Here is a 21,157-nt window from a genome sequence, read left to right on the forward strand (position 1 = left end):
GATGGAAAAAATATAAAGGAGCTGAAAAGGTGGCAATAACAATACCAGAATCAATTAAAAGTACAGCCACATCAGGAGAACGAATTCTGTTTCGTACATTAAAAGATTGGCTTCCTGATGATTATATAGTGTATTACGAGCCGGAAATTCATGGTGTAAGACCCGATTTTATCATTATTGGTCCAGATTTAGGTCTGATCGTACTTGAAGTAAAAGATTATACTAAAAATACATTTTATCATTTTACTAGAGAACAATGGACAATACGAAGCACACAAGGTGATTTACATAGTGTGAAAAACCCTTTCAAACAAGCCCGAGATAATTCTTTTAAAGTTGTTGAGATGTTAGAAAAAGATAAGAATTTAATACAGACAGAAGGAAAATACCAGTTTAAGCTTAAGTTTCCTTATGGATACGGGGTGGTGTTTACACGTTTGAGTGAAATCCAACTGTTAGAAAGCAGAGTTTATGATGTAATTGATCCTGAATTTATTCTTTCACGGGATCAAATCGATCCTGACCATGAACATTTTTCAGGAGATGTAATGGTTGAGAAATTAGTTCAGATGTTCAAAGTTCCTTTCCGTCTTAAAGAGCCTTTAACACATGAGGAAATTAACACGATTCGTTATTATTTGTTTCCGGAAATCCGTCTTGGTGCTGAAGTGAAGGAAACCGTTCCGTATCGGGATCAGCTGCTGCTGTCACTGCGAGATATAAAAACGATGGACTTACATCAAGAAAACATGGCGAAGCAGATTGGTGACAAACATAGGCTGATCCGTGGTGTGGCGGGAAGCGGAAAAACATTAATATTAGCCAGTCGTGCAAAAATGCTTGCGAAGAAACATCCTGATTGGAACATTTTGATACTCTGCTTTAATATTTCTTTGTCTCGAAATATCATTCAAATGGTGCGGTCTATGTACGCGGAGCCGGAAAAAGTATGTGATACTTACTCAGAGGACCACGATGCTCTGCAAGCAGAAGTGCCGGATAATTTACATGTTCGAAATTTTCACCAATGGTTTAAACAAGATCTGCAAATTAATAATGTAGATGATTATATAGAGAATATTGAAATAGCGGAAAAAGTATTGCCAAAGTATGATGCAATATTGATAGATGAAGGTCAGGATTTTGAAGGGAACTGGCTTAAATTAGTCAGCCTTTGTTTAAATCCGGATACGCAGTCATTATTGTTGGTCGAAGATCGAGCGCAGTCGATCTATGGTAATAAGAGGAGTTATATCAAAGAAACAGGTTTTGATTTTAGAGGGAGATCAAAAATTCTGAATATCAATTATAGGAATACGGCACAAATTGTTTCACTTGCATGGGATTTTTATGAAACATTCGCCGATATGCAAAAAAAAGGACAGCAAGAAGGAGAACATATAGAAATTATCTCACCCAAAAGTACAAAACGTAAGGGTCCTGAAGCAGCTCTTATAAGGTGTGACAATATTGAAGATGAGATAAGGATTGTTGCGAAACAAATTTTGAACTTTCATGCGGAAAAGAAAATTCCTTATTCCGAAATTGCTATCTTGTATCGAGCGAATTTGAAGGGGGTAGTTGCATGTATTAAACATACGCTGGACGAGTATGGTATTCCTTTTTATTGGATTACAGAAAGTAAGGATTCGAAGCGGAATTTTAATCCTGAAGAACAAACAGTGAAAATAACTACAATCGACAGCAGTAAAGGACTTGATTTTCAGGCGGTTTTTATTGTTAAAGCAGATCTCATGCCATTAGAAAAAGAAAAAGATAAGGACCGTGAAGTGCCTCTTATGTATATCGGCATGACTCGATCAAAGCAATATCTTTGCATTACATATTCAGGTGAATCAGATTACACAAATTATTTCGATAAGAGAAGAGAGCTTATACCCCAAATAACTGCCACGATGAATCATTGAATTAAAGTTAATTAGATAAACCATTTAATATATGTAATCTGCTTAACTGTTAAATATTTAAGGAAGCAAACAGTAGGAATCAACCCCTCTATATGGCAGTATAAACCAAAGGGGGTATGATCATGCAAATAAATCACATTACTTTGTACAGTTGTGCGTTGGAGGAGACGAAACACTTCTATGAACGGGTGTTAGGTTTTCCTTTAATTGATGAGTCCGGTGATTCGTTTACCATCAAGGCGGGAGAAAGTGAGTTGGAATTCAGGCGCGCCGATTCTCACTCTCATCCGACGTATCATTTCGCGTTTAATATTCCGAATAATCGTTTTGATGAGGCGAAGGCGTGGATAAAGGATAAAGTCGTTTTTCAAACGGAAGATGGGGAGGATGAGGTGTATTTCACTCATATTCAGGCGCGTTCCTTTTATTTTAAAGATCCGTCCAACAATCTGGCGGAATTCATCGCGAGAGGCACATCGCCGGCAAGCGCGGAACGTTTTTCGATTGAGTCCGTCCTGAATATCGGCGAGGTGAATCTGACGGCTGCCGAGGTGGTATCGACGGGGAAGGAGCTGCAGCGTTTCGGTATACCGGTGAGAGACGGCGCGCCTCTTAAGGAAAACGGGTTTCATTTTATGGGTGATTACAATGATGGGGCGTTTTTGCTTTTAGGGCCGAGCGGCCGCCGCTGGATTTTTTCTGATCAGCATGCGGAGTTCCATCCGCTGTCTGTCAATGTGAACGGGACGATCCGCATTGAGGCTGACGGAGAAGGCGGCATTGACATCAGCCAGGCACAGCCGTCATAAAAAAGCCCGGGCTCAAAAGGCCCGGACTTGGGGACATTATTTATAAACAACCCGGGTGCTGCACATGATGTCGTGCAGCGTTTTTTTCTCTCCGAAGGCACCCATGATGAATCCGATATAAAGAATGAGCTTAGATATGATATATGCGAAAGCGCGTCCGAAGGCCTGGCCGATGGAAATGCGTCCGCCATCTTCATTGACGACCTTAAGGCCGAGCAATGCTTTTCCCAGGGTCCCCTGCATCTTTGAGGCCGTGAGCAGGCTGAAATATAAGATGCTGATCACAATAGAGCTCACAAGAATCGGGATGACGCCGAACACCAGAAAAGAGATGTTAAACTGATGTTCGGTCATGAAGGGGTCAGCCGCCGCAACGCCTGCCGCAAATAAAAAAGAGACCATAAATTGAATGATAAAAATCGGAATTCCTATGATGATTTGATCAATGACGTAAGCCAGAAACCGAATCCAAAATCCTGCCGGTCTTTCCATGTATCTTTTTCTCTCCCTTGCTTTAATCTGGAATATTATACGTAATCATTCCGGATTTTGCAACGGAGCTTAGGCTTCTGCGAGCAGCCTCTTTCCCCATGCCAAGCGTCCCATGATCAGCCCGAAAGCCAGAAGGGCAAACATGATGCCGCACCACATCAGCTGATGGATTCCCAAATGTGAAATAAACCAGCCGCCCGCCGCCGTTCCGATGGTGATGCCGAGGTTGGAAAAAGAGACAAACAGGCTGTTGCCGAATTCGGGCGCCTCCTTTGCTTCCGCAGTAAGCCATGTCTGGCTGACAATGAGACCGCCGGAATGAACGGCGCCCCATACGAAGACGAGGACAGCCATCGGCGCGAAAGACGTCCCAAACCCGTTTATGAGCAAGTAGGCGGCTGTATAAAGAAGCGGAAACAGGATGACGGTCTTTTTCATATTTTTATATAACAAAGCACCGAAGACGAAATTCCCGGCTATCATAATCACCCCGAAACTCATCAGCATGAAGCTGACCCATGTGCCGTTCATATGGGACACCCGCCCGAGGTACTCCGCAAAATAGCTGTAGACAGAAAACATGGCCGCAAAGAGACAGGTGACGGCAGCGATATTGAGCCACAAGGCCGGTTTGCGAAGAATGCCGAGCTGGCTACTGAAAGACATTTTTTCTGTGACCGGCATGGATGGCAAAAAGAGAAGAATGCCCGTGAACGCGATGAGACTGATGATAGCGCCGAATAAGAAGGCGGCTTCAAGGGAGAGACGCTCCGCCAGATAGGACGTGAAAGGCACGCCGAACGCAAAGCCGGCGGTGATGCCTGAAAAGACTTTCGTTACGGCTTTTCCGGATTGGCCGGCGGGGACAAGCCGGGCCGCGGCCGCAAGCGCTACAGAAAAGAACACCGGGTGGCATAAAGCCGGAATGATCCGAAACGCCATCATGACACTGAAATGCGCCGTATACGCGTAGACCGCATTTGAAACGGCAAACATCAGCACCGCTAAAAGCAGAATGTATTTCCGGTTTATACCTGAAGCAAGCAAGGTCAAAAACGGTCCCGACACAGCGACGATGAACGCGAAAATACTGACAAGCCATCCCGCTTTTGAAGCAGAAATATGAAATCTGTCCGCCACTTGCGGAAGAACCCCGATGATGCCCATCTCGGTCGTAATAATTCCGAAAACCCCTAATGCCAAAAATAGAATGAAGATGGAACTGCTTTTTTTCATTGTTATGTATGCCTCCTTTTATAACTACATATACAGAAAAATAGATATGTTAGAACAAAAAAAGCCCTCCTTTCATGGTTATAGCTGGTGCTGAACATAGTCAGCAAAGGCTTTAATTTGTTTTTCGTTCCTTCTGTAATAGGTCCACTTTCCGATTCGTTCAGATTCCAGCAGGCCGGCTTTTTGCATGGTCAGCAGGTAGCTGGAGATGACGGACTGCGCAAGCCCTGACTTTGCCTGAATATCACCGACGCAAATTCCGGTGCGGAAACTGAGTCCCTGCTCAAGATAAGGCCTTTCATCAAAATGGTCTTCCGGGTGTTTAAGCCACGTCATAATATCACTTCGTGTTTTGTTAGATAACGCTTTATGAATCAATATCGGTTCCATAACGTTTATTATATCTATTTTTCTGGATTTGTAAATTCGTTTTTAACAAAACATTCTCAAAATAACTAAATATCGTGCTAAAATATAACATATTATCAGATTACCGGTAAAAAAGCCGGGTTATTGTCAGGAGGATATTCACATGAATCAAAAGAAAAAAGGTGCGGTTGCGGTGACCTTGCTTTCCGCTCTGATGTTTTGTTTATTGCCGGTCCTCGTATCGCTTTCTCCGCTTGCAGAAACGGGGCCGAACGCGAATCGTTTTAATTCCGCGGGCATGTGGGCCGCCGTCGGTCAGATCCTTGTTATATATGCGGTCCCGCTCATTTTGTATATTCTCGGTGTTCGTGGCATGAAAATCATCATGGCCGTTTTTTGCGGAATCGGGCTTATCATTTGCGCGGCTGTCTTGTTGGTGGCGTTATTGACCGCAATTTCCTTAGAGCAAGAGCTGTCTCTTTATTACGGCCTTTTCGTTTGGTCAGGCGCGGCTTTCATCGTCAATGTGGTGTGGTATATTGCCGCGTTTCGATCCTCCCCGAAGCATCAGCAGGCTATGTGACATTTGTTCTATAAATCTACCGAAAATACAAATATTTCATAGGATGATTATGGTATGATGAAAGCGGTATAGCAGTTTTTAATAGAAACGGGAGGAACTGACATTGAAAAAAAAGACAGCTTCATTGCGAATGAAAACATTGGCGGCCGGCGCTGCGGTTGCTGCGGCTTTATCTGTGGGGGCGGTTTCTGATCTGCCGGGGGCAAAATGGCTGCATCCGGCGGCTGCTCAAGCTGCGGAAACGGTATTTAAACAAAATCATGCGGCATCCGGTTTCTTGGCGGGACGGTATGACGCGCAGGCGATGTCTCCGACGATGTTCAACTGGTCAAGAGAAAGCCGGTTTACAAGCACTGCCGATGGCGCGTTAAAATGGGAAAAGAATGTTCCGGCCACCCCTCAAAACGGTGCGGGAGCCGCGGTTGACGGGGACGGCACCGTATTTATTCAATCAAAGGACGGGAAGCTGACGGCGTATCATTCGGACGGTACTGTGAAATGGGTGACGGAAAACCTCGGGACGACCTATACGCTGACTCCGGTGCTCGGAACAAACGGTGTCATTTATCTTCCTTCTCACGATAAAAAACTGTATTTCATCGACAAAGAAACCGGAAACATTTTAACATCGGTTCCGCTGAGCGGAGCGCCGAGTTCCGATGCGGCTATCGGCTCTGACGGCACGCTGTATGTGTCGACGCTGGATAACTATATCTATGCGATTAAACCGACGTCGCCTTCGACATGGACGCAGAAGTGGAAGTTTAAAACAAACGGCGTGGTCGGTTCCGCTCCCGTGTTAGCATCAAACGGCACTCTGTATACGGCAACGTATAATAATATCTTTTACGCGATCAATTCCGGAACGGGCCAAGTGAAATGGTCAAAAACGACGTCCAACGGGTTTAAAGGTTATCCGGTTATTGATAGAGACGGCACCGTTTACGCCGGAAACCAGGACGGCAACTTATACGCCTATACATCAACGGGTGCTGTAAAGTGGACGTTCCCGTTAAACGGTTTCTCCAGCTCTTCATTAGCGATCGACCATAACGGCAATGTGTATATCGGTTCCGGAAGCGGCGAGCTGTTTTCCATCAGCAAAACCGGTAATATGAACTGGTCTTTCTATACGGACGGGCCTGTGAGAACAGCGCCGCTGATTGATGCGGACGGCAATGTGTACTTCGGTTCTGACGATAAAAACGTCTATGCGGTTGACGCTGACGGTAATGAAAAATGGCGCTATCAAACAGACAGTAATGTCATTTCCTCCCCGGTTCTGGCTGAAGACGGCACGCTTTATGTCGGCACTTATACGAAACTGCTCGCATTCGGGGCAAAAAAATAATAAAAAAGAATCCGCGCACGCGGATTCTTTTTTATTTAGAGGCTTGAATGAATACGCCTTTTTCATGAGAGAATTCTTTAAAGCCGTACACACCGTGATATGAACCGATCCCGCTCGTATTGACACCGCCGAACGGAAGGTTGACGTCAGTGAAATGGACGACGACATCATTGACAGAAGCATTGCCGGACGTCGTATGCTGCAGAACATAATCGATCAGATCCTGATTATGGCTGAATACATACAAGGCAAGCGGCTTGTCCCGTTCAGTGATGTAATCAATGGCTTCACTGATATCTTCGTAATTCATAATCGGCAGAATCGGTGCGAAGATTTCTTCCTGCATGATCTTCATATCAGGCGTGACGTTTGTCAGCACGGTCGGAGAAATCGTGCGGTCATGCGCATCAAATACACCGCCGAACGCCGTTTTCGCCCCTTTTTCAATGGCATCATCATACAGAGCTTTGACACGGTTAAAGTTGCGGTCGTTGACAATCTGCGTGAATTTGTTGCGGTCAACCGTATGATCATCCTCCATAAAACCTGCATTGACAATGGTCTGGAGAAGATCTGTAAAGGTGTCCTGTACATCTTCCTTCATAAGAAGATAGTCAGGAGCGATACATGTTTGCCCCGCATTGACAAATTTGCCGACGGCGATTTTTTTCGCCGCGTCCATCAAATCATAGCCGCTGTCGATGATCGTCGGGCTCTTTCCGCCAAGCTCAAGCGTGACGGACGACAAATGCTTCGCCGCTGCCGTCATGACGATTTTACCGACATTTGTGCTTCCGGTGAAGAAAATGTGGTCAAACGGCTGGTCGAGCAGTTCTGTCGCGACATCGACCTCACCTTCAAAAATGGCGACTTCTTCTTCGTGAAATGCCTCGCGAATAACTGTCGCGGCGATATGGCTCGTCTCCATCGTAAAATCGGACAGCTTCACAATCGCGCTGTTGCCGGCCGCAATGGCAGCCGCAAGCGGAGCCATCGTCAGCATAAACGGATAATTCCATGGGCCGAGAATTAAGGTAAGGCCTTTTGGCTCGTACATTAATACGCCGTCAGCGCCGGGGCTGACGGATGAGCCGACGCGTTTCGGCGCCATCCAGGTGTCGAGATTGTTCATATTATCTTTAATCGCCTTGATCGTTCCATGCGTTTCCGCTCTTTTCACCTCATGATAAGGCTTGCGGACGTCCCGTCTGATCGCCTCGATGATTTCTTCTTCATGTGCGGTGACGGCATCTAAAAAGCGCTGAAGCTTTTCTCTGCGCTGCCCGGCTGTTGAAGCACGCAGCGTTTTTTGATTTTTTTTCTGAAGCGCAAAGACGCGTTTGATGTCTGCTTTTATATGCTGATCCATCGGTCTTCCTCCTCTGGTTGCTTTTTTGTTTCTTCAGGGCCTATTATAATGTGATGTGATTTTGCGGCAAAGACAGCGTAAACGCATCTATACGTTACCGTACAAATTGCCGTGATCTGTCTAATGAAAGGAGTGTCTCTTATGCCGGATTCTGTGACAAATGACATCAAACAAGCGCTTTTGGCCATGCTTGGAGAGCGGGATATCCGCCGTGTGACCATGAAGGACATCGCCGGACGGGCGCACGTGAGCCGGGGGACACTGTACCTTTATTACGAAGATAAATATGCGATTTTAGAGGATATAGAGGAAGAAATGAAAGACGGGCTGAGCGAAGCGCTGTATGATTCGCTGAAGAATAAAGATGTGCTTCATTTACAGGGCGGATGGCAAAAAGTGCATCCGACACTGTCTTTTGTTGACCGGCATCGGGTGTTTTTTCAAACGATGATGGACCGTCATAAAATGCCGTATTTTCACTTTCATGCTTTTTTAAAAGATGTGTTCCGGCATGATGTGCTGCTGTCACCGGTCAATGCGGATTTCTCACCGACTGAACAGGATATGTACATTCATTACCGCGCGTTATACACGTATGCCATTGTGTTGTACTGGCTGAATGAGGAGCCCGGGGCATCCCCGGAAGAAATCAGCGGACAGGTGTGGGATTTGATTTCTCAAAAACGGTTTTACTGGCTGTTTGGCCGCCGGGTGCCGGAACAAGAAGAAAAAAAGCCCGCCGACCGCCGGGTGATCCGAACGAGGCAGGCCTTGCAAGAAGCCATGATCGGCTTAATGGCGGAAAAAAAAGAGTACGCGGCGATTACGATTTCCGATATTGCCCGTCAAAGCAACCTCCGCCGTGCCACTTTTTATGACCATTACGCCAACAAAGAAGCATTACTGAAAACGATCATCCATCAATCATGCCGGGATCTGATCGGATTATTGACGGTAAAAGGAGATCCTGCCGACTGCTCCGTGGAAGAAGCGGAAGCCGCGCTCGTCCGGCTCTTTTCGGCGCTGTCCGGCGGCCTTCCGCTCGTTCATTTTCTGAGAGAGGGTTCAGGAGTGCCTGACGTCATCCCGGAAATGTTCAGAGCGCTGCAATCGTTTTATCTTCATCAGCCTCTGCACATTCAGGCGGGCAAAAAGCTCTATGCATACTATGTCGCGTCCATGCTCGTCGGTCTGATTCAATATCGTCTTCATGAAGGAAAAGACCACGCGCCGGATATGCTGGCCCGGGAGTTTCTGCAGTTTTTGGATGTGAAGAAGTATCGGGTGATTTTGCTGTGAGGATGATGAAAAAGAACTCGGCCGGAAAACAGGCCGGGTTCTTTTTTGCTGTTTTCTTTGAGAAGTGCCGATATGAAAGATACCTTCCATATGGCGCCTGATCAGCATTCTGCCGCCAAACATGACAAATGTCATATTCGGGGCATGATGGCTGCTACTACAACCGCGTCGGGCGCCCCGTTATACTTGAGATCATAATGAAAAAGAAGGGACATGACATTCATGATCAATCACGCCGCAACTCAAAAACAAGCGTCTTTAAAAAAGCAGGTTGCCGCATTTTCCGGCGCCGATACAAAGCATAGTATCATTCAGCTTTTCAACACGTTTGTGCCGTTTTTTGCCCTTTGGTTTCTTGCTTACTTCAGCCTCAATATCTCCTATCTTCTGACCCTCGCCTGTACTGTTATAGCAGCGGGATTTTTGACAAGAATCTTTATTATTTTCCACGACTGCTGCCATCAATCCTTTTTCAAACAAAAGAAGCTGAACCGGCTGTTCGGGTTTATTTCAGGTGTTCTGACACTGTTTCCGTTCCTTCAATGGCAGCGAAGCCACTCCATTCATCATGCGACGAGCAGCAACTTAGATAAACGGGGCACCGGCGATATTTGGATGATGACCGTCAAGGAATACAACGAAGCGTCAGCCTGGACAAAAATACGCTACAGACTTTATCGCAATCCGTTTATTATGTTTATTCTCGGTCCGATTTACGTATTTCTGATTAAAAACCGTTTCAATGTAAAAGGCGCCCGCCGCAAGGAGCGCTGGAACACCTATTTCACGAACGCGGCGATTGTCTTATTGGCTGCTGCGACGTGCCTGCTTGTCGGCTGGGAAAACTTTTTGCTTGTTCAGGGTCCGATTTTCCTTATTTCGGGGTCAATCGGCGTCTGGCTCTTTTATGTTCAGCACACGTTTGAGGATTCTTATTTTGAAGCCGATGAGCATTGGGATTATGTGCAGGCCGCGGTAGAAGGAAGCTCCTTTTACAAGCTGCCGAAGCTTTTGCAATGGCTGACGGGCAATATCGGCTACCATCATGTCCACCACTTAAGCCCGAAAGTGCCGAACTACAAGCTGGAAGCGGCTCATGAGGGGCACGAGCCTTTAAAAAACGTACCGACCATTACGCTTAAAACAAGTCTTGAATCCATGAAATTCCGTCTGTGGGATGAGGACGAAAAGCAGTTTGTCACCTTTCGGGAGGCGCGGAAAACACCGGCGCCCCATCCGGTGCCGAAAGAACCTTTAAAGAAAAATGCCTGATACGGCGCACGGCTGGCTCTTTCTCTTATCAGAAAGAGCCTTCTCTTCATGCGTGAGGGTGCAATGAAGGCGGTGTTTTGATAAAGTGATGGTAGACACAAGCAGCAGAAGGTGGAACAAAGATGAAGAAGTATTTTAAATTTCAAAAACTGAACGGGATTTCTCCTTATATATGGACGATTTTTTTCATCCTGCCTTTTTATTTTATTTTTAAAAGCTCTTCTACCTTCGTCATCGTGGCCGGCATCATTTTCACGCTCGTTTTCTTTGGCGCATACCGCTTTGCATTTGTTGCAAAAGGCTGGCCGCTTTACTTATGGGCGCTTCTTCTGATCGGCATTTCGACCGGCTCAGCCATGCTGTTCAGTTATATTTATTTCGCTTTCTTTATCGCCTACTTCATCGGCCATATCCGAGACAAAGTTCCATTTTACATCTTATATTACATTCATATCATCAGTGCGGCGGTTGCCGTCAACTTCAGCCTTGTTCTGAAAAAAGAGTGGTTTTTGACACAAATTCCGTTTATCGTCATTACATTGATCAGTGCCATCCTGCTTCCGCTCAGCATTCGAAGCAGAAAGGCACGGGAGCGCCTTGAGGAGAAATTAGAATATGCAAATGAGCGAATTGCCGATCTTGTGAAGCTGGAAGAAAGGCAGCGTATCGCCCGGGACCTTCACGATACACTTGGACAAAAGCTCTCCTTAATCGGACTGAAAAGCGACCTTGCCCGAAAGCTGATATATAAGGATCCTGAACAGGCCCGCACTGAGCTGAAAAGCGTGCAGCAGACGGCCCGCACCTCCTTAAATGAGGTCAGACAAATCGTCTCATCGATGAAAGGCATCCGATTGAAGGATGAGCTCGGCAATGTTCGGCAAATTCTTGAAGCGGCAGGAATTGAATTTGTGTATGAAGAAAAAGAAGCGCCCAAACATATCTCTTTGCTGAACGAAAACATCGTCAGCATGTGCATTAAAGAAGCCGTCACCAATGTCGTGAAACACAGCGGCGCCAAAGTATGCCGCATCACCATTCAGCAGCTTTGGAAAGAGGTCGTCATTACGGTAGAAGACGACGGCAGCTTTCAATGCAGAGAAGACCGCTTTTTTTCAAAGGGGCACGGCCTGCTTGGAATGAGGGAACGTCTTGAATTCGCAAACGGCAGTTTAGCCATCGATACAGCCGCCGGAACAAAGCTGACCATGAGAATCCCGAATGATTCAAAATCAAAAGAAAAGGATGGTAGCAGATGATCAACATCTTCATTGCCGAGGATCAGCAAATGCTGCTCGGCGCACTCGGTTCGCTGTTGAATTTAGAAGAGGATATGACGGTTGTCGGCAAAGGCACAAGCGGCCAGGATGCCATCGATTTCGTGGAAAAACATGCGCCCGACATCTGTCTGATGGATATCGAAATGCCCGGGAAATCAGGTCTTGAAGCGGCAGAAGAACTCAAGGACAGCGGTGTGAAAATCATCATTTTGACGACCTTTGCCCGCTCCGGCTATTTTCAGCGGGCGCTAAAAGCAGGCGTCAGCGGGTACATGCTCAAGGACAGCCCGAGCGATGAGCTCGTCAGCGCCATCCGCAGTGTCATGAAAGGAAGACGCGTCTACGCACCTGAATTAATGGAGGACATCTATAGTGAAGAAAACCCGCTGACCGAACGGGAAAAAGAGGTGCTCGAGCTTGTCGCAGACGGAAAAAACACGAAAGAAATCGCAAACGCCCTCAGCATCAAAAGCGGCACAGTCCGCAATTACGTTTCGATGATTCTGGATAAACTAGAAGTGAAAAATCGAATTGAAGCCATTACCCGATCAAAGGAAAAGGGCTGGTTTAAGTAACCCGCCCTCAGCTTGTTCAGCCAGTGTTTTTTTTACACTGGCTTTTTTTATTATCTATCGTCACTCCGTCTCTTCCTTCCACTTCTTATCAATCAGCATTTTCCCCGGCCAAGTGTATGCCATGATGCCGCCGTCTGCGGTGATGTCTTCTCCCGTGACGTAAGAGCTGTCGTCTGAAGCGAGGAAGAGCGCGACAGCCGCCATTTCTTCCGGTTTTCCGAGCCGGCCGAGCGGCGTGATCCATTTGTTGGCTTCACGGAACGCCTCGCCCATTTCGTCTTCTTTCGTGCCTGCCAATTTATCAATGAGCGGCGTTTCAATTGTGCCCGGCGATAAGGAATTGACGCGGATTCCGCTTCTGGCGTAATCAATGGCCATCGCTCTCGTCAGGTTCGTGATTCCGCCTTTTGCGGCGTTATAGCCGGAGCGGTCAAGGTCTGCGGCCCGGCCGGACATGGAGGAGGTGTTGATGATGGAGCCTCCTTTTTCGAGCATGAGCGGAATCAGGTATTTGCTGCACAGAAATGTGCCGCGCAGATCGACGGCGATGATCCGGTCAAACAGGTCGACCGGGTATTCATGGACTTTTCCGCCCTCTTGGTCAACACCGGCATTGTTAAACAGAATATCAATTGTTCCGTACTTTTGCTGAATGCCGTCCGCAAAAGACTTTATGTTTTCTTCGTCTGATACATCAAGGTGAAAGGCTTCTGCTTCTCCGCCGTTTTTTCTGATGGCGCTGACGGTTTCATTCAGTTCGCTTTCATTGATGTCACCGCAGATCACGCGGGCGCCTTCATCGGCGAAAACCCGTGCCGTCGCTTGTCCGATGCCTGTCGCGGCCCCTGTGATGATTGCGGTTTTGTCTGTTAATCTTCCCATATTGCGATGCCTCCTTTTTTTATAACTGTTCCCGCTGAATAGGGGGATAAACATATGGAGGTTTGTTTCTAATTACCTAATAAATATGTTAATATTATGTATATACATCATTGGGAGGTTTACATATTTTGAAGATACAGCATAAGAAGGAGATAGCGTTTTATTGTTATGCCATTGTTCCTATGGGATTTGTGATTTACACCGTTATCTCTATTCTGTTTCAGGACATCACGTTTCCTCTCACTGTAAGAAATGTTCTGCATGAGTCTTTGCGAAACTTGGGATCTCTTATCTTATTTAGTTTGTTTTTCTACCCGTCATACATATGGATGAAGAAGGAATTCGGCCGCCGGAAAGAAGCAGAGAGGAGAGGATGATCAACATTCTCTCTTTTTTATTGATAAAATGGGTGAAATGAATCCATTAACATGTTAAATTTACAATATATGCATCTGCTAATCCTAGTTGACAATTGTCACTGTATATGATAAATAGATGCTGAAAAGATTTTACATAACATCAAAGCATAATTAAAGGAGAGATCTGAAGTGCGGAAAAAAAAGTTTAAAGCAGAATCCAAGCGATTGCTGGACATGATGATTAACTCCATTTACACGCAGAAGGAAATTTTTCTCCGCGAGTTAATTTCCAACGCGAGCGATGCGATTGACAAAATCTATTACAAGGCGTTAACCGATGATTCATTAACGTTTGATCAAGACAATTACTACATAAAAGTGACGGCAGATAAAGAAGCGAGAACGCTCACCGTCACAGATACCGGTATCGGGATGACAAAAGACGAGCTTGAACAGCATCTCGGCACGATTGCGAAAAGCGGTTCACTCGCTTTCAAGCAAGAAAATGACTCGAAAGACGGCCATGACATTATCGGCCAGTTCGGCGTCGGATTTTATGCGGCGTTTATGGTGGCTGATAAAGTCACGGTGAAAAGTAAGGCGCTCGGCAGTGACGAGGCGTATGTATGGGAGTCGGAAGGGGCCGCCGGCTACACGATCGCGCCGTGTGACAAGGAAACCGTCGGTACGGAAATCACCCTGAAAATAAAAGAAAACACAGAAGATGAAAGCTATGATGAGTTTTTAGAAAACTACCGCATCAAAGCGATCGTGAAAAAGTACTCTGATTTTATCCGCTACCCGATCAAAATGGAAGAGACGGTCAACAAGCCGAAAGAGGGCAGCGAGAACGAATTTGAAGAAGTTCAGGAAGAACAGACGGTCAACAGCATGGTGCCGATCTGGAGAAAAAACAAAAGCGAGCTGACGGATGAGGATTACGAGGCTTTTTACGCTGAAAAGCATTATGGCTTCGATAAACCGCTGACCCACGTGCACATCAGCGTCGATGGAGCGGTGCGCTACAATTCGATTTTGTTTATTCCGGAAAACATGCCGTTTGACTATTATACGAAGGAATTCGAAAAAGGATTGGAGCTGTATTCCAACGGCGTGCTGATCATGAACAAATGCGCCGACCTGCTTCCGGATCATTTCAGCTTTGTAAAAGGCATGGTGGACTCTGAGGATCTGTCGCTGAACATTTCCAGAGAGATGCTGCAGCACGACCGCCAGCTGAAGCTGATTGCGAAAAACATCAATAAAAAAATCAAAGCCGAGCTGAAGAGCCTGCTGAAGAACAAAAGAGAAAAATACGAATCTTTCTATGAATCTTTTGGCAGACAGCTGAAATTCGGCGTCTATAATGATTTCGGCGCGAATAAAGACGTCTTAAAAGATCTGCTTCTCTTCTATTCATCTAAGGAGAAAAAGCTCGTCACTCTGGACGAATATGTGTCCAGAATGCCTGAGGATCAAAAATATATCTATTACGCGTCCGGCGATTCATATGAGCGGATTGAAAAGCTGCCGCAAACTGAAATGGTGGCGGACAAAGGCTACGAGATTTTATATTTCACGGAAGATATTGATGAATTCGCGATCAAAATGCTGACAAGCTACGAGGAAAAAGAGTTCAAATCCGTCTCAAGCGCCGACTTAGGCATCGACAGTGACGAAGATGAAAAGCAGACTGAAGCCGAAGAAAACGAATATAAAGACCTGTTCGAAAGCATGAAAGAGATTCTTGCGGATAAAGTCAAGAACGTCAGAGCATCGAAACGCTTAAAATCCCATCCGGTCTGCTTTGCGACAGACGGCGAAGTGACGATCGAAATGGAGAAAGTATTAAACGCCATGCCTGACAGCCAGCAGGTCAAAGCGGAAAAAGTGCTGGAAATCAACCCGAACCACGAAGTGTTTGAGACGTTAAAGAACGCGCACGGGCAAGATCGGGAAAAGCTTGCTTTATACACAAACCTGCTGTACAATCAGGCGCTTCTGATTGAAGGACTGCCGATCCATGATCCAGTCGAGTTTACGAATGACATCTGCAAAGTTATGGTATGACGCCAAAAAGGAATCGCCCAGCGGGGGCGATTCCTTTTTTTATTACAGTGTGCGCTGTTTAAGAATTTGATTTTGTTTGCTGCGCTTCTTTAAGGAGAACCGTTTTTTCAAGTGCGTTTCGATTTCTTCTAAACTTCTGCCCTTCGTTTCAGGAACGATGTAAGCGGCGAAGAAGAAGGATGTAAGGCAGATGACTGAGAATATTCCGAACACCCAGCCGATGCCCATGGCGCTCAGCATAAGCGGGAATACCAGTGAAACGATCAGGTTTGTTGCCGACAGAATCAATGTCGTAAATCCGGTTGCGGCTCCGCGTGCGTTTGACGGGAACAGCTCCGGCATCAGGACCCATACCACGGGACCCCATGTCGCCTGATAAAAGACGATATAGATTCCGAGAAACAGCACGGTCAGCCAAGCTGTTGAAGCTGACAGGCCGGCCAGAAGGAGAATGGCTGATAGTGACGCCAGGCTCAAGGTAATGCCGACACTTCCCCACATCAGCAGTTTTTTCCGGCCGATCCGGTCAATTAAGATCATGGCGGTGATACACATGATGACGTTTAAGACACCGATGCCCATCGTGCCGAGAACGGACGCCGAAGTGCCGAGTCCGGCCTTTGTAAAGATGGTCGGCGCATAGTAAATCACGGTGTTGATCCCGACCGCCTGCTGGAAGATGGCGAGGCCGATCCCGATCAGCAGCATAGGGCGGATCCATTTTGCTTTCAGCAAGCCGAGCGTAGATTCTTTTTTCTCAGCTTCTCCTTGTTTCATTTCCGCTAATTCAACGGCGATATCCTCTTTGTCGTGAGTCATTTCCATGACTTGTCTGGCTTCCTGCTCACGGCCGCGTTTGACGAGCCATCTCGGAGATTCCGGCATAAACGCGATTCCGATTAATAAAAGCGCCGCCGGTACTGCCGCGAGACCGACCATCCAGCGCCAAGCTTCAAACGGGGTGAATATGTAATTCACAATATATGCGAGTAAAATTCCGGTCACAATCATTAAGTTATTCAATGTGCCGAGCGTTCCGCGTATTTTTGTCGGCGCCATCTCAGATAGATAAACGGGAACCAGCGCCGTTGAGCCTCCGACGGCTAACCCGAGAATGACACGGGAGATAATCAGCATAGTGACGGTTTGCGAAGCCGCACAGGCAAGCGCGCCGATAATAAAAATGAGTGAAAGGACGAAAACCACTTTTCTCCGGCCCCATCGGTCAGAGCATGTCCCGCTTAAGGCGGACCCGAAAATCGCACCGAGCAGCAGCATGCTGACGACCAATCCCTCGGTCAGCGTGTTTAAAGGAATATCATTGTTAATAAATAACAAAGCTCCTGAAATCACACCGGTGTCATAGCCGTAAAGCAGCCCGCCCAATGCTCCGAAAAAGTAAATCAGGTATTTTTTGGTGTTTTTCTTCACAGATGATCCTCCTCATCTTTTGGAACGCATAATAGTTTATTTAGATAACTATTTCATTCCCCGAAGAGAAAAATATAAACATAAAAAAACACGCCCTTTCAAAAAGGCGTGTTTTTTTTCTTAGGAAAACAGCTTGTCAATAAACGCGATTTCTTCAGCAGATAGCGTAATGGAGGCTGCTTTCACGTTGTCTTTTAATTGATCCGCGCGTTTGGCGCCCGGAATCAGGATATCGATTTCAGGTCTCGCCAAGTACCAGGCAAGCACGATATGCGCCGTATCGGCATTGTGCTTTTCAGCAATCGGTTTGAGCTGGTTGACTTTTTTGATGTTTTCTTTAAACTGCTCCCCTTGGAAATGCGCCTGATCATTGCGCAGGTCGCCTTCCGGGAAGGTTGTGTTCTCGTCGTATTTGCCGGCCAGCAGTCCGGATACGAGCGGGAAGTACGGAATGAATGAGATGCCGTGTTCTGTTGTATAAGGGAAGAAAGTCTTTTCCGCCTCACGGTTCAGCAGGTTGTATTCTCCTTGAACCACGTCGACTAAGCCGTCTTTATTGGCTTCTTTCAGCTGCTCCAAAGAGAAATTGGATACGCCGATGGAACGGATTTTTCCTTCTTTTTTCAGCTCATTCAATGCTTGAACGGCTTCGTCCTTCGGCGTGTGCTCATCCGGGAAATGGATGTAGAATAAATCGATGTAATCCGTCTGCAGGCGTTTCAGACTGTCTTCGACCGATTGTTTCAAAAAGGCCGGTGAGTTGTCGAAAACAAAGTCATCGCCTTCTTTTCTGTGAGCGGCTTTTGTGGCGATGAAGACATCCTCGCGGTTATATTCTTTCAGCACCTCGCCGATCAATTCTTCAGAACGGCCCACACCGTAAATATAGGCAGTATCTAACATGGTAACGCCGCTTTTAATCGCTTCCCGGACCAATTCTTTTCCCGTCTCTTCATTCAGATTCGGATAGAGATTGTGCCCGCCGACCGCATTTGTTCCCAAACCGATCGGAAATACCTTTAGGTCAGTTTTGCCGATTGTTACTTTGCTCATGTTTTCGCCCCCTGAAAAAATTGGATATCATAGCGCCTGCCGGGAAAATACGGCAGCATTCTCTATTAACTATAACGCTATGCCAAGTGAATGTCGATTTGGTGCTCTTGGCAATACTTCGTATATTCCTCATCGAGCTGCTGAGAAGTGACGATGCTGTGAAGCCGGTCGAAAGGCGCGTATGTCAAAAGCGTGGATTTGCCGAATTTGGAATGATCCGCGAGCAGATACACTTCGTTCGCCTTTTCGGAAATTTTCTTTTTCACCTCGTATTCCAGTAAGTCGGAATTCGTCAGGCCGTGGGTGATCGTTGTCCCGGTAGCGGACATGAACGCCTTGTTAATGTTGTATTTATTGAGTGTGCTCGGATCATCAATGCCGACAAACGACCTTGTCTTCCGTTTGTAGTTATTGCCGATGATGATCAGGTCGATATTTTTCATGGATGAAGCGGCGTTAATAATATCAAGGCTGTTCGTCAACACCGTTACATTCTTATCCGGGTCAAGCGTCTCCAGCATCGATTTGGTCGTCGTGCCGGAATCAATAAATACAAGATCGTGATCCTCGATAAACCGCGACGCATAGCGGGCGATTTTGATTTTTTCATCCTGATGTTGAATGGTGCGGTTCTCAAAAGGGACGAGCACAGATTTTTCTGCTGACGTCACGCCGCCGTACACCTTTTTGATCACCCCTTTTTCCGCAAGCTTATTAATATCGCGTCTGACCGTGTTTTTAGAGACGTTGAATACCTCGCACAGCTCATCCAGCGAAGTGGCTCCGTGTTTGAGAATGTATTCTTCCATCTCCTGAATCCGCATCAGTTTCATAAAAAAACTCCTTCTAGAATTCTTAAAGTAATTAAAATATATAATAAACACCAAGAGTTAATCAATAGTTACTTAACAAATGATAAAAAAGAGGGTTCCCACCGTACGATTCGACACGGTTCTCCAAGTTCCTGTTTTCCCGCTCAAAAAAAGTACGATAAAAATAATGAAAAAATTTTGATTTTTTAGATTGACTTGAAGGTGTGTTGGGCTTACAATGTAACCAAGAAATGACCAAAATATAACCTGTAAAATCAAAAGTGAAAGATGTAACCGTTTGCTTTATCCGGCACATGACCAACTTTTACATGAAAAGATTGGGAGTCACCATCATTTTAGCATTTGTAAGCGTTTAATTCATGTCTTTTATATGTAAAAGATGAATATATTCATCCGTTATTATCCAGCTGACAGGATGTTTACTATTTAAGGAGGCAATGAGAATGGCAGAGATCAGAAAACTGAAAAACTACATCAATGGTGAATGGGTTGAAAGTAAGACAGATCAATATGAAGACGTTGTCAATCCGGCGACAAAAGAAGTGATGTGCCAGGTTCCGATTTCTACACGGGAGGATGTGGAATACGCCGTCCGCTCAGCGTCAGAAGCGTTTAAAACATGGTCGAAGACGGCGGTGCCGCGCCGTGCGAGAATTCTATTTAACTATCAGCAGCTTCTCCAGCAGAACAAAGAAGAGCTTGCCCGTCTGATCACTTTGGAAAACGGTAAAAACACGACAGAAGCACTCGGTGAAGTGGGACGCGGAATTGAAAACGTCGAATTCGCAGCGGGAGCGCCGTCACTCATGATGGGCGATTCACTTGCCTCTATCGCGACGGATGTAGAGGCGGCGAATTACCGCTATCCGATCGGGGTGGTCGGCGGTATCGCACCGTTCAACTTCCCGATGATGGTCCCGTGCTGGATGTTTCCGATGGCGATTTCGTTAGGAAACACTTTCATTCTGAAGCCTTCTGAGCGCACGCCGCTGTTAACGGAAAAACTGGCAGAGCTGTTTGAACAGGCCGGTCTGCCGAAGGGTGTCTTCAATGTCGTGCACGGCGCGCATGACGTCGTAAACGGCATTCTTGAGCATCCGGAGATTAAAGCCATCTCATTCGTCGGTTCAAAACCTGTCGGCGAGTATGTTTTCAAAAAAGGCAGCGAACATTTGAAAAGCGTGCAGGCGTTAACGGGCGCAAAAAACCATACGATCGTGTTAAATGACGCCCACCTTGAAGATACGGTCACAAACATTATCGGCGCGGCATTCGGTTCGGCAGGAGAGCGCTGCATGGCATGCGCGGTCGTGACGGTTGAAGAGGGAATCGCCGATGAGTTTATGGCGAAATTACAGGAAAAAGCAGCGGACATCAAGATCGGAAACGGACTGGATGACGGCGTATTTTTGGGACCGGTCATCCGCGAGGACAACAAAAACCGCACGCACAGCTATATTGAAAAAGGCATCGAAGAAGGAGCGAAACTGCTTTGTGACGGCCGTGAACATGTAACGGAAGACGGCTATTTCGTCGGACCGACGATTTTTGACAACGTGACGACGGATATGACGATCTGGAAAGATGAGATCTTTGCGCCTGTTCTGTCGGTCATGCGTGTGAAAAATTTAAAAGAAGCGGTTGACATCGCCAACCAGTCTGAATTTGCGAACGGCGCCTGCCTGTTCACGTCAAATGCGAACGCGATCCGCTACTTCCGTGAGAATATTGACGCGGGAATGCTCGGCATCAACCTTGGCGTCCCGGCGCCGATGGCATTCTTCCCGTTCTCGGGCTGGAAGTCTTCTTTCTTCGGCACATTGCACGCAAACGGAAAAGACAGCGTCGACTTCTATACACGTAAAAAAGTCGTGACGGCACGATACCCGTCTCCTGACTTCAATTGATTAGACAGCCGGCCCGGACGGCTTTGTGATTCCGTCCGGGTTTTCTTTTACCATCCATT

19 protein-coding genes are annotated in these 21,157 nt (G+C 46.4%); 11 read left to right on the forward strand and 8 right to left on the reverse strand.

The genetic code is table 11. The features are described from left to right. The first annotated feature begins 29 nt into the window (after window positions 1-29). Window positions 30-1,928 carry a 3'-5' exonuclease gene (locus ACWJJX_RS05525; protein ID WP_077723079.1) on the forward strand — a complete coding sequence of 633 codons (1,899 nt, stop codon included), beginning with the start codon at window positions 30-32 and terminating at the stop codon, window positions 1,926-1,928. A gap of 122 nt (window positions 1,929-2,050) precedes the next feature. Then, window positions 2,051-2,737, forward strand: a complete 687-nt coding sequence (locus ACWJJX_RS05530; RefSeq protein WP_454022807.1) for a VOC family protein — start codon at window positions 2,051-2,053, stop codon at window positions 2,735-2,737. Window positions 2,738-2,773: 36 nt separating this feature from the next. Here the strand turns inward: ACWJJX_RS05530 and ACWJJX_RS05535 are convergent, their stop codons facing one another. The 3 genes from ACWJJX_RS05535 to ACWJJX_RS05545 form a co-directional block, all read right to left on the reverse strand. After that, complete coding sequence (locus tag ACWJJX_RS05535) at window positions 2,774-3,229, reverse strand: RDD family protein (protein ID WP_102422103.1); 456 nt, start codon at window positions 3,227-3,229, stop codon at window positions 2,774-2,776. Between the two features lie 69 nt (window positions 3,230-3,298). Then, window positions 3,299-4,465, reverse strand: coding sequence for an MFS transporter (locus ACWJJX_RS05540; protein WP_454022808.1), 1,167 nt, complete (start codon window positions 4,463-4,465; stop codon window positions 3,299-3,301). 78 nt (window positions 4,466-4,543) lie between these two features. After that, entirely contained in the window at window positions 4,544-4,855 is a 312-nt protein-coding gene (locus tag ACWJJX_RS05545; RefSeq protein ID WP_015240918.1) for an ArsR/SmtB family transcription factor, read from the reverse strand. A 142-nt stretch (window positions 4,856-4,997) separates the two neighbouring features. Here ACWJJX_RS05545 and ACWJJX_RS05550 point away from each other — a divergent pair, with 142 nt between their 5' ends. Both ACWJJX_RS05550 and ACWJJX_RS05555 read left to right on the forward strand, forming a co-directional pair. Then, window positions 4,998-5,417, forward strand: a complete 420-nt coding sequence (locus ACWJJX_RS05550; RefSeq protein ID WP_454022809.1) for a DUF5391 family protein — start codon at window positions 4,998-5,000, stop codon at window positions 5,415-5,417. A gap of 130 nt (window positions 5,418-5,547) precedes the next feature. Beyond that, window positions 5,548-6,768, forward strand: coding sequence for an outer membrane protein assembly factor BamB family protein (locus ACWJJX_RS05555; RefSeq protein WP_109955233.1), 1,221 nt, complete (start codon window positions 5,548-5,550; stop codon window positions 6,766-6,768). 31 nt (window positions 6,769-6,799) lie between these two features. Here ACWJJX_RS05555 and ACWJJX_RS05560 read toward each other — a convergent pair whose 3' ends face one another. Beyond that, window positions 6,800-8,137 carry an aldehyde dehydrogenase family protein gene (locus ACWJJX_RS05560; RefSeq protein ID WP_454022810.1) on the reverse strand — a complete coding sequence of 446 codons (1,338 nt, stop codon included), beginning with the start codon at window positions 8,135-8,137 and terminating at the stop codon, window positions 6,800-6,802. 141 nt (window positions 8,138-8,278) lie between these two features. Between ACWJJX_RS05560 and ACWJJX_RS05565 the strand changes: the two genes are divergently transcribed. From ACWJJX_RS05565 to ACWJJX_RS05580, 4 genes are all read left to right on the forward strand, one after another. Further along, entirely contained in the window at window positions 8,279-9,436 is a 1,158-nt protein-coding gene (locus ACWJJX_RS05565) for a TetR/AcrR family transcriptional regulator (RefSeq protein ID WP_278071452.1), read from the forward strand. Between the two features lie 222 nt (window positions 9,437-9,658). Continuing rightward, window positions 9,659-10,708 (forward strand): fatty acid desaturase, encoded by a 1,050-nt coding sequence (locus ACWJJX_RS05570; protein ID WP_015418577.1) that lies wholly within the window; start codon window positions 9,659-9,661, stop codon window positions 10,706-10,708. Between the two features lie 122 nt (window positions 10,709-10,830). After that, window positions 10,831-11,967 carry a sensor histidine kinase gene (locus ACWJJX_RS05575; RefSeq protein ID WP_014306135.1) on the forward strand — a complete coding sequence of 379 codons (1,137 nt, stop codon included), beginning with the start codon at window positions 10,831-10,833 and terminating at the stop codon, window positions 11,965-11,967. Further along, window positions 11,964-12,563 (forward strand): response regulator transcription factor, encoded by a 600-nt coding sequence (locus ACWJJX_RS05580; protein ID WP_007407848.1) that lies wholly within the window; start codon window positions 11,964-11,966, stop codon window positions 12,561-12,563. The genes ACWJJX_RS05575 and ACWJJX_RS05580 overlap by 4 nt, the downstream gene beginning before the upstream one ends. Before the next feature lie 60 nt (window positions 12,564-12,623). On the opposite strand, the gene ACWJJX_RS05585 is transcribed toward ACWJJX_RS05580, so the two are convergent. Continuing rightward, window positions 12,624-13,445 carry an SDR family oxidoreductase gene (locus ACWJJX_RS05585; RefSeq protein ID WP_146283917.1) on the reverse strand — a complete coding sequence of 274 codons (822 nt, stop codon included), beginning with the start codon at window positions 13,443-13,445 and terminating at the stop codon, window positions 12,624-12,626. A 128-nt stretch (window positions 13,446-13,573) separates the two neighbouring features. On the opposite strand from ACWJJX_RS05585, the gene ACWJJX_RS05590 reads away from it, so the two are divergent. Both ACWJJX_RS05590 and htpG read left to right on the forward strand, forming a co-directional pair. After that, the gene (locus ACWJJX_RS05590; RefSeq protein WP_014306134.1) at window positions 13,574-13,822 is read left to right on the forward strand and encodes a hypothetical protein; all 249 of its coding nucleotides are present in this window, start codon (window positions 13,574-13,576) and stop codon (window positions 13,820-13,822) included. A gap of 171 nt (window positions 13,823-13,993) precedes the next feature. Then, window positions 13,994-15,874: a molecular chaperone HtpG gene (htpG, locus tag ACWJJX_RS05595; protein ID WP_007614881.1), complete on the forward strand. Its 1,881-nt coding sequence runs from the start codon at window positions 13,994-13,996 to the stop codon at window positions 15,872-15,874. Window positions 15,875-15,916: 42 nt separating this feature from the next. Here htpG and ACWJJX_RS05600 read toward each other — a convergent pair whose 3' ends face one another. From ACWJJX_RS05600 to ACWJJX_RS05610, 3 genes are all read right to left on the reverse strand, one after another. Next, window positions 15,917-17,305 carry a sugar porter family MFS transporter gene (locus tag ACWJJX_RS05600; RefSeq protein WP_038460470.1) on the reverse strand — a complete coding sequence of 463 codons (1,389 nt, stop codon included), beginning with the start codon at window positions 17,303-17,305 and terminating at the stop codon, window positions 15,917-15,919. A 120-nt stretch (window positions 17,306-17,425) separates the two neighbouring features. Further along, complete coding sequence (locus tag ACWJJX_RS05605) at window positions 17,426-18,358, reverse strand: aldo/keto reductase (RefSeq protein WP_077723075.1); 933 nt, start codon at window positions 18,356-18,358, stop codon at window positions 17,426-17,428. 77 nt (window positions 18,359-18,435) lie between these two features. Continuing rightward, the gene (locus ACWJJX_RS05610; protein WP_004393223.1) at window positions 18,436-19,191 is read right to left on the reverse strand and encodes a DeoR/GlpR family DNA-binding transcription regulator; all 756 of its coding nucleotides are present in this window, start codon (window positions 19,189-19,191) and stop codon (window positions 18,436-18,438) included. Between the two features lie 443 nt (window positions 19,192-19,634). Between ACWJJX_RS05610 and iolA the strand changes: the two genes are divergently transcribed. Next, window positions 19,635-21,098 carry a methylmalonate-semialdehyde dehydrogenase gene (gene iolA, locus ACWJJX_RS05615; protein WP_454022811.1) on the forward strand — a complete coding sequence of 488 codons (1,464 nt, stop codon included), beginning with the start codon at window positions 19,635-19,637 and terminating at the stop codon, window positions 21,096-21,098. The last annotated feature ends 59 nt before the right edge of the window (window positions 21,099-21,157 follow it).

It is taken from the genome of Bacillus sp. YH3-2-B2 (assembly GCF_053663335.1).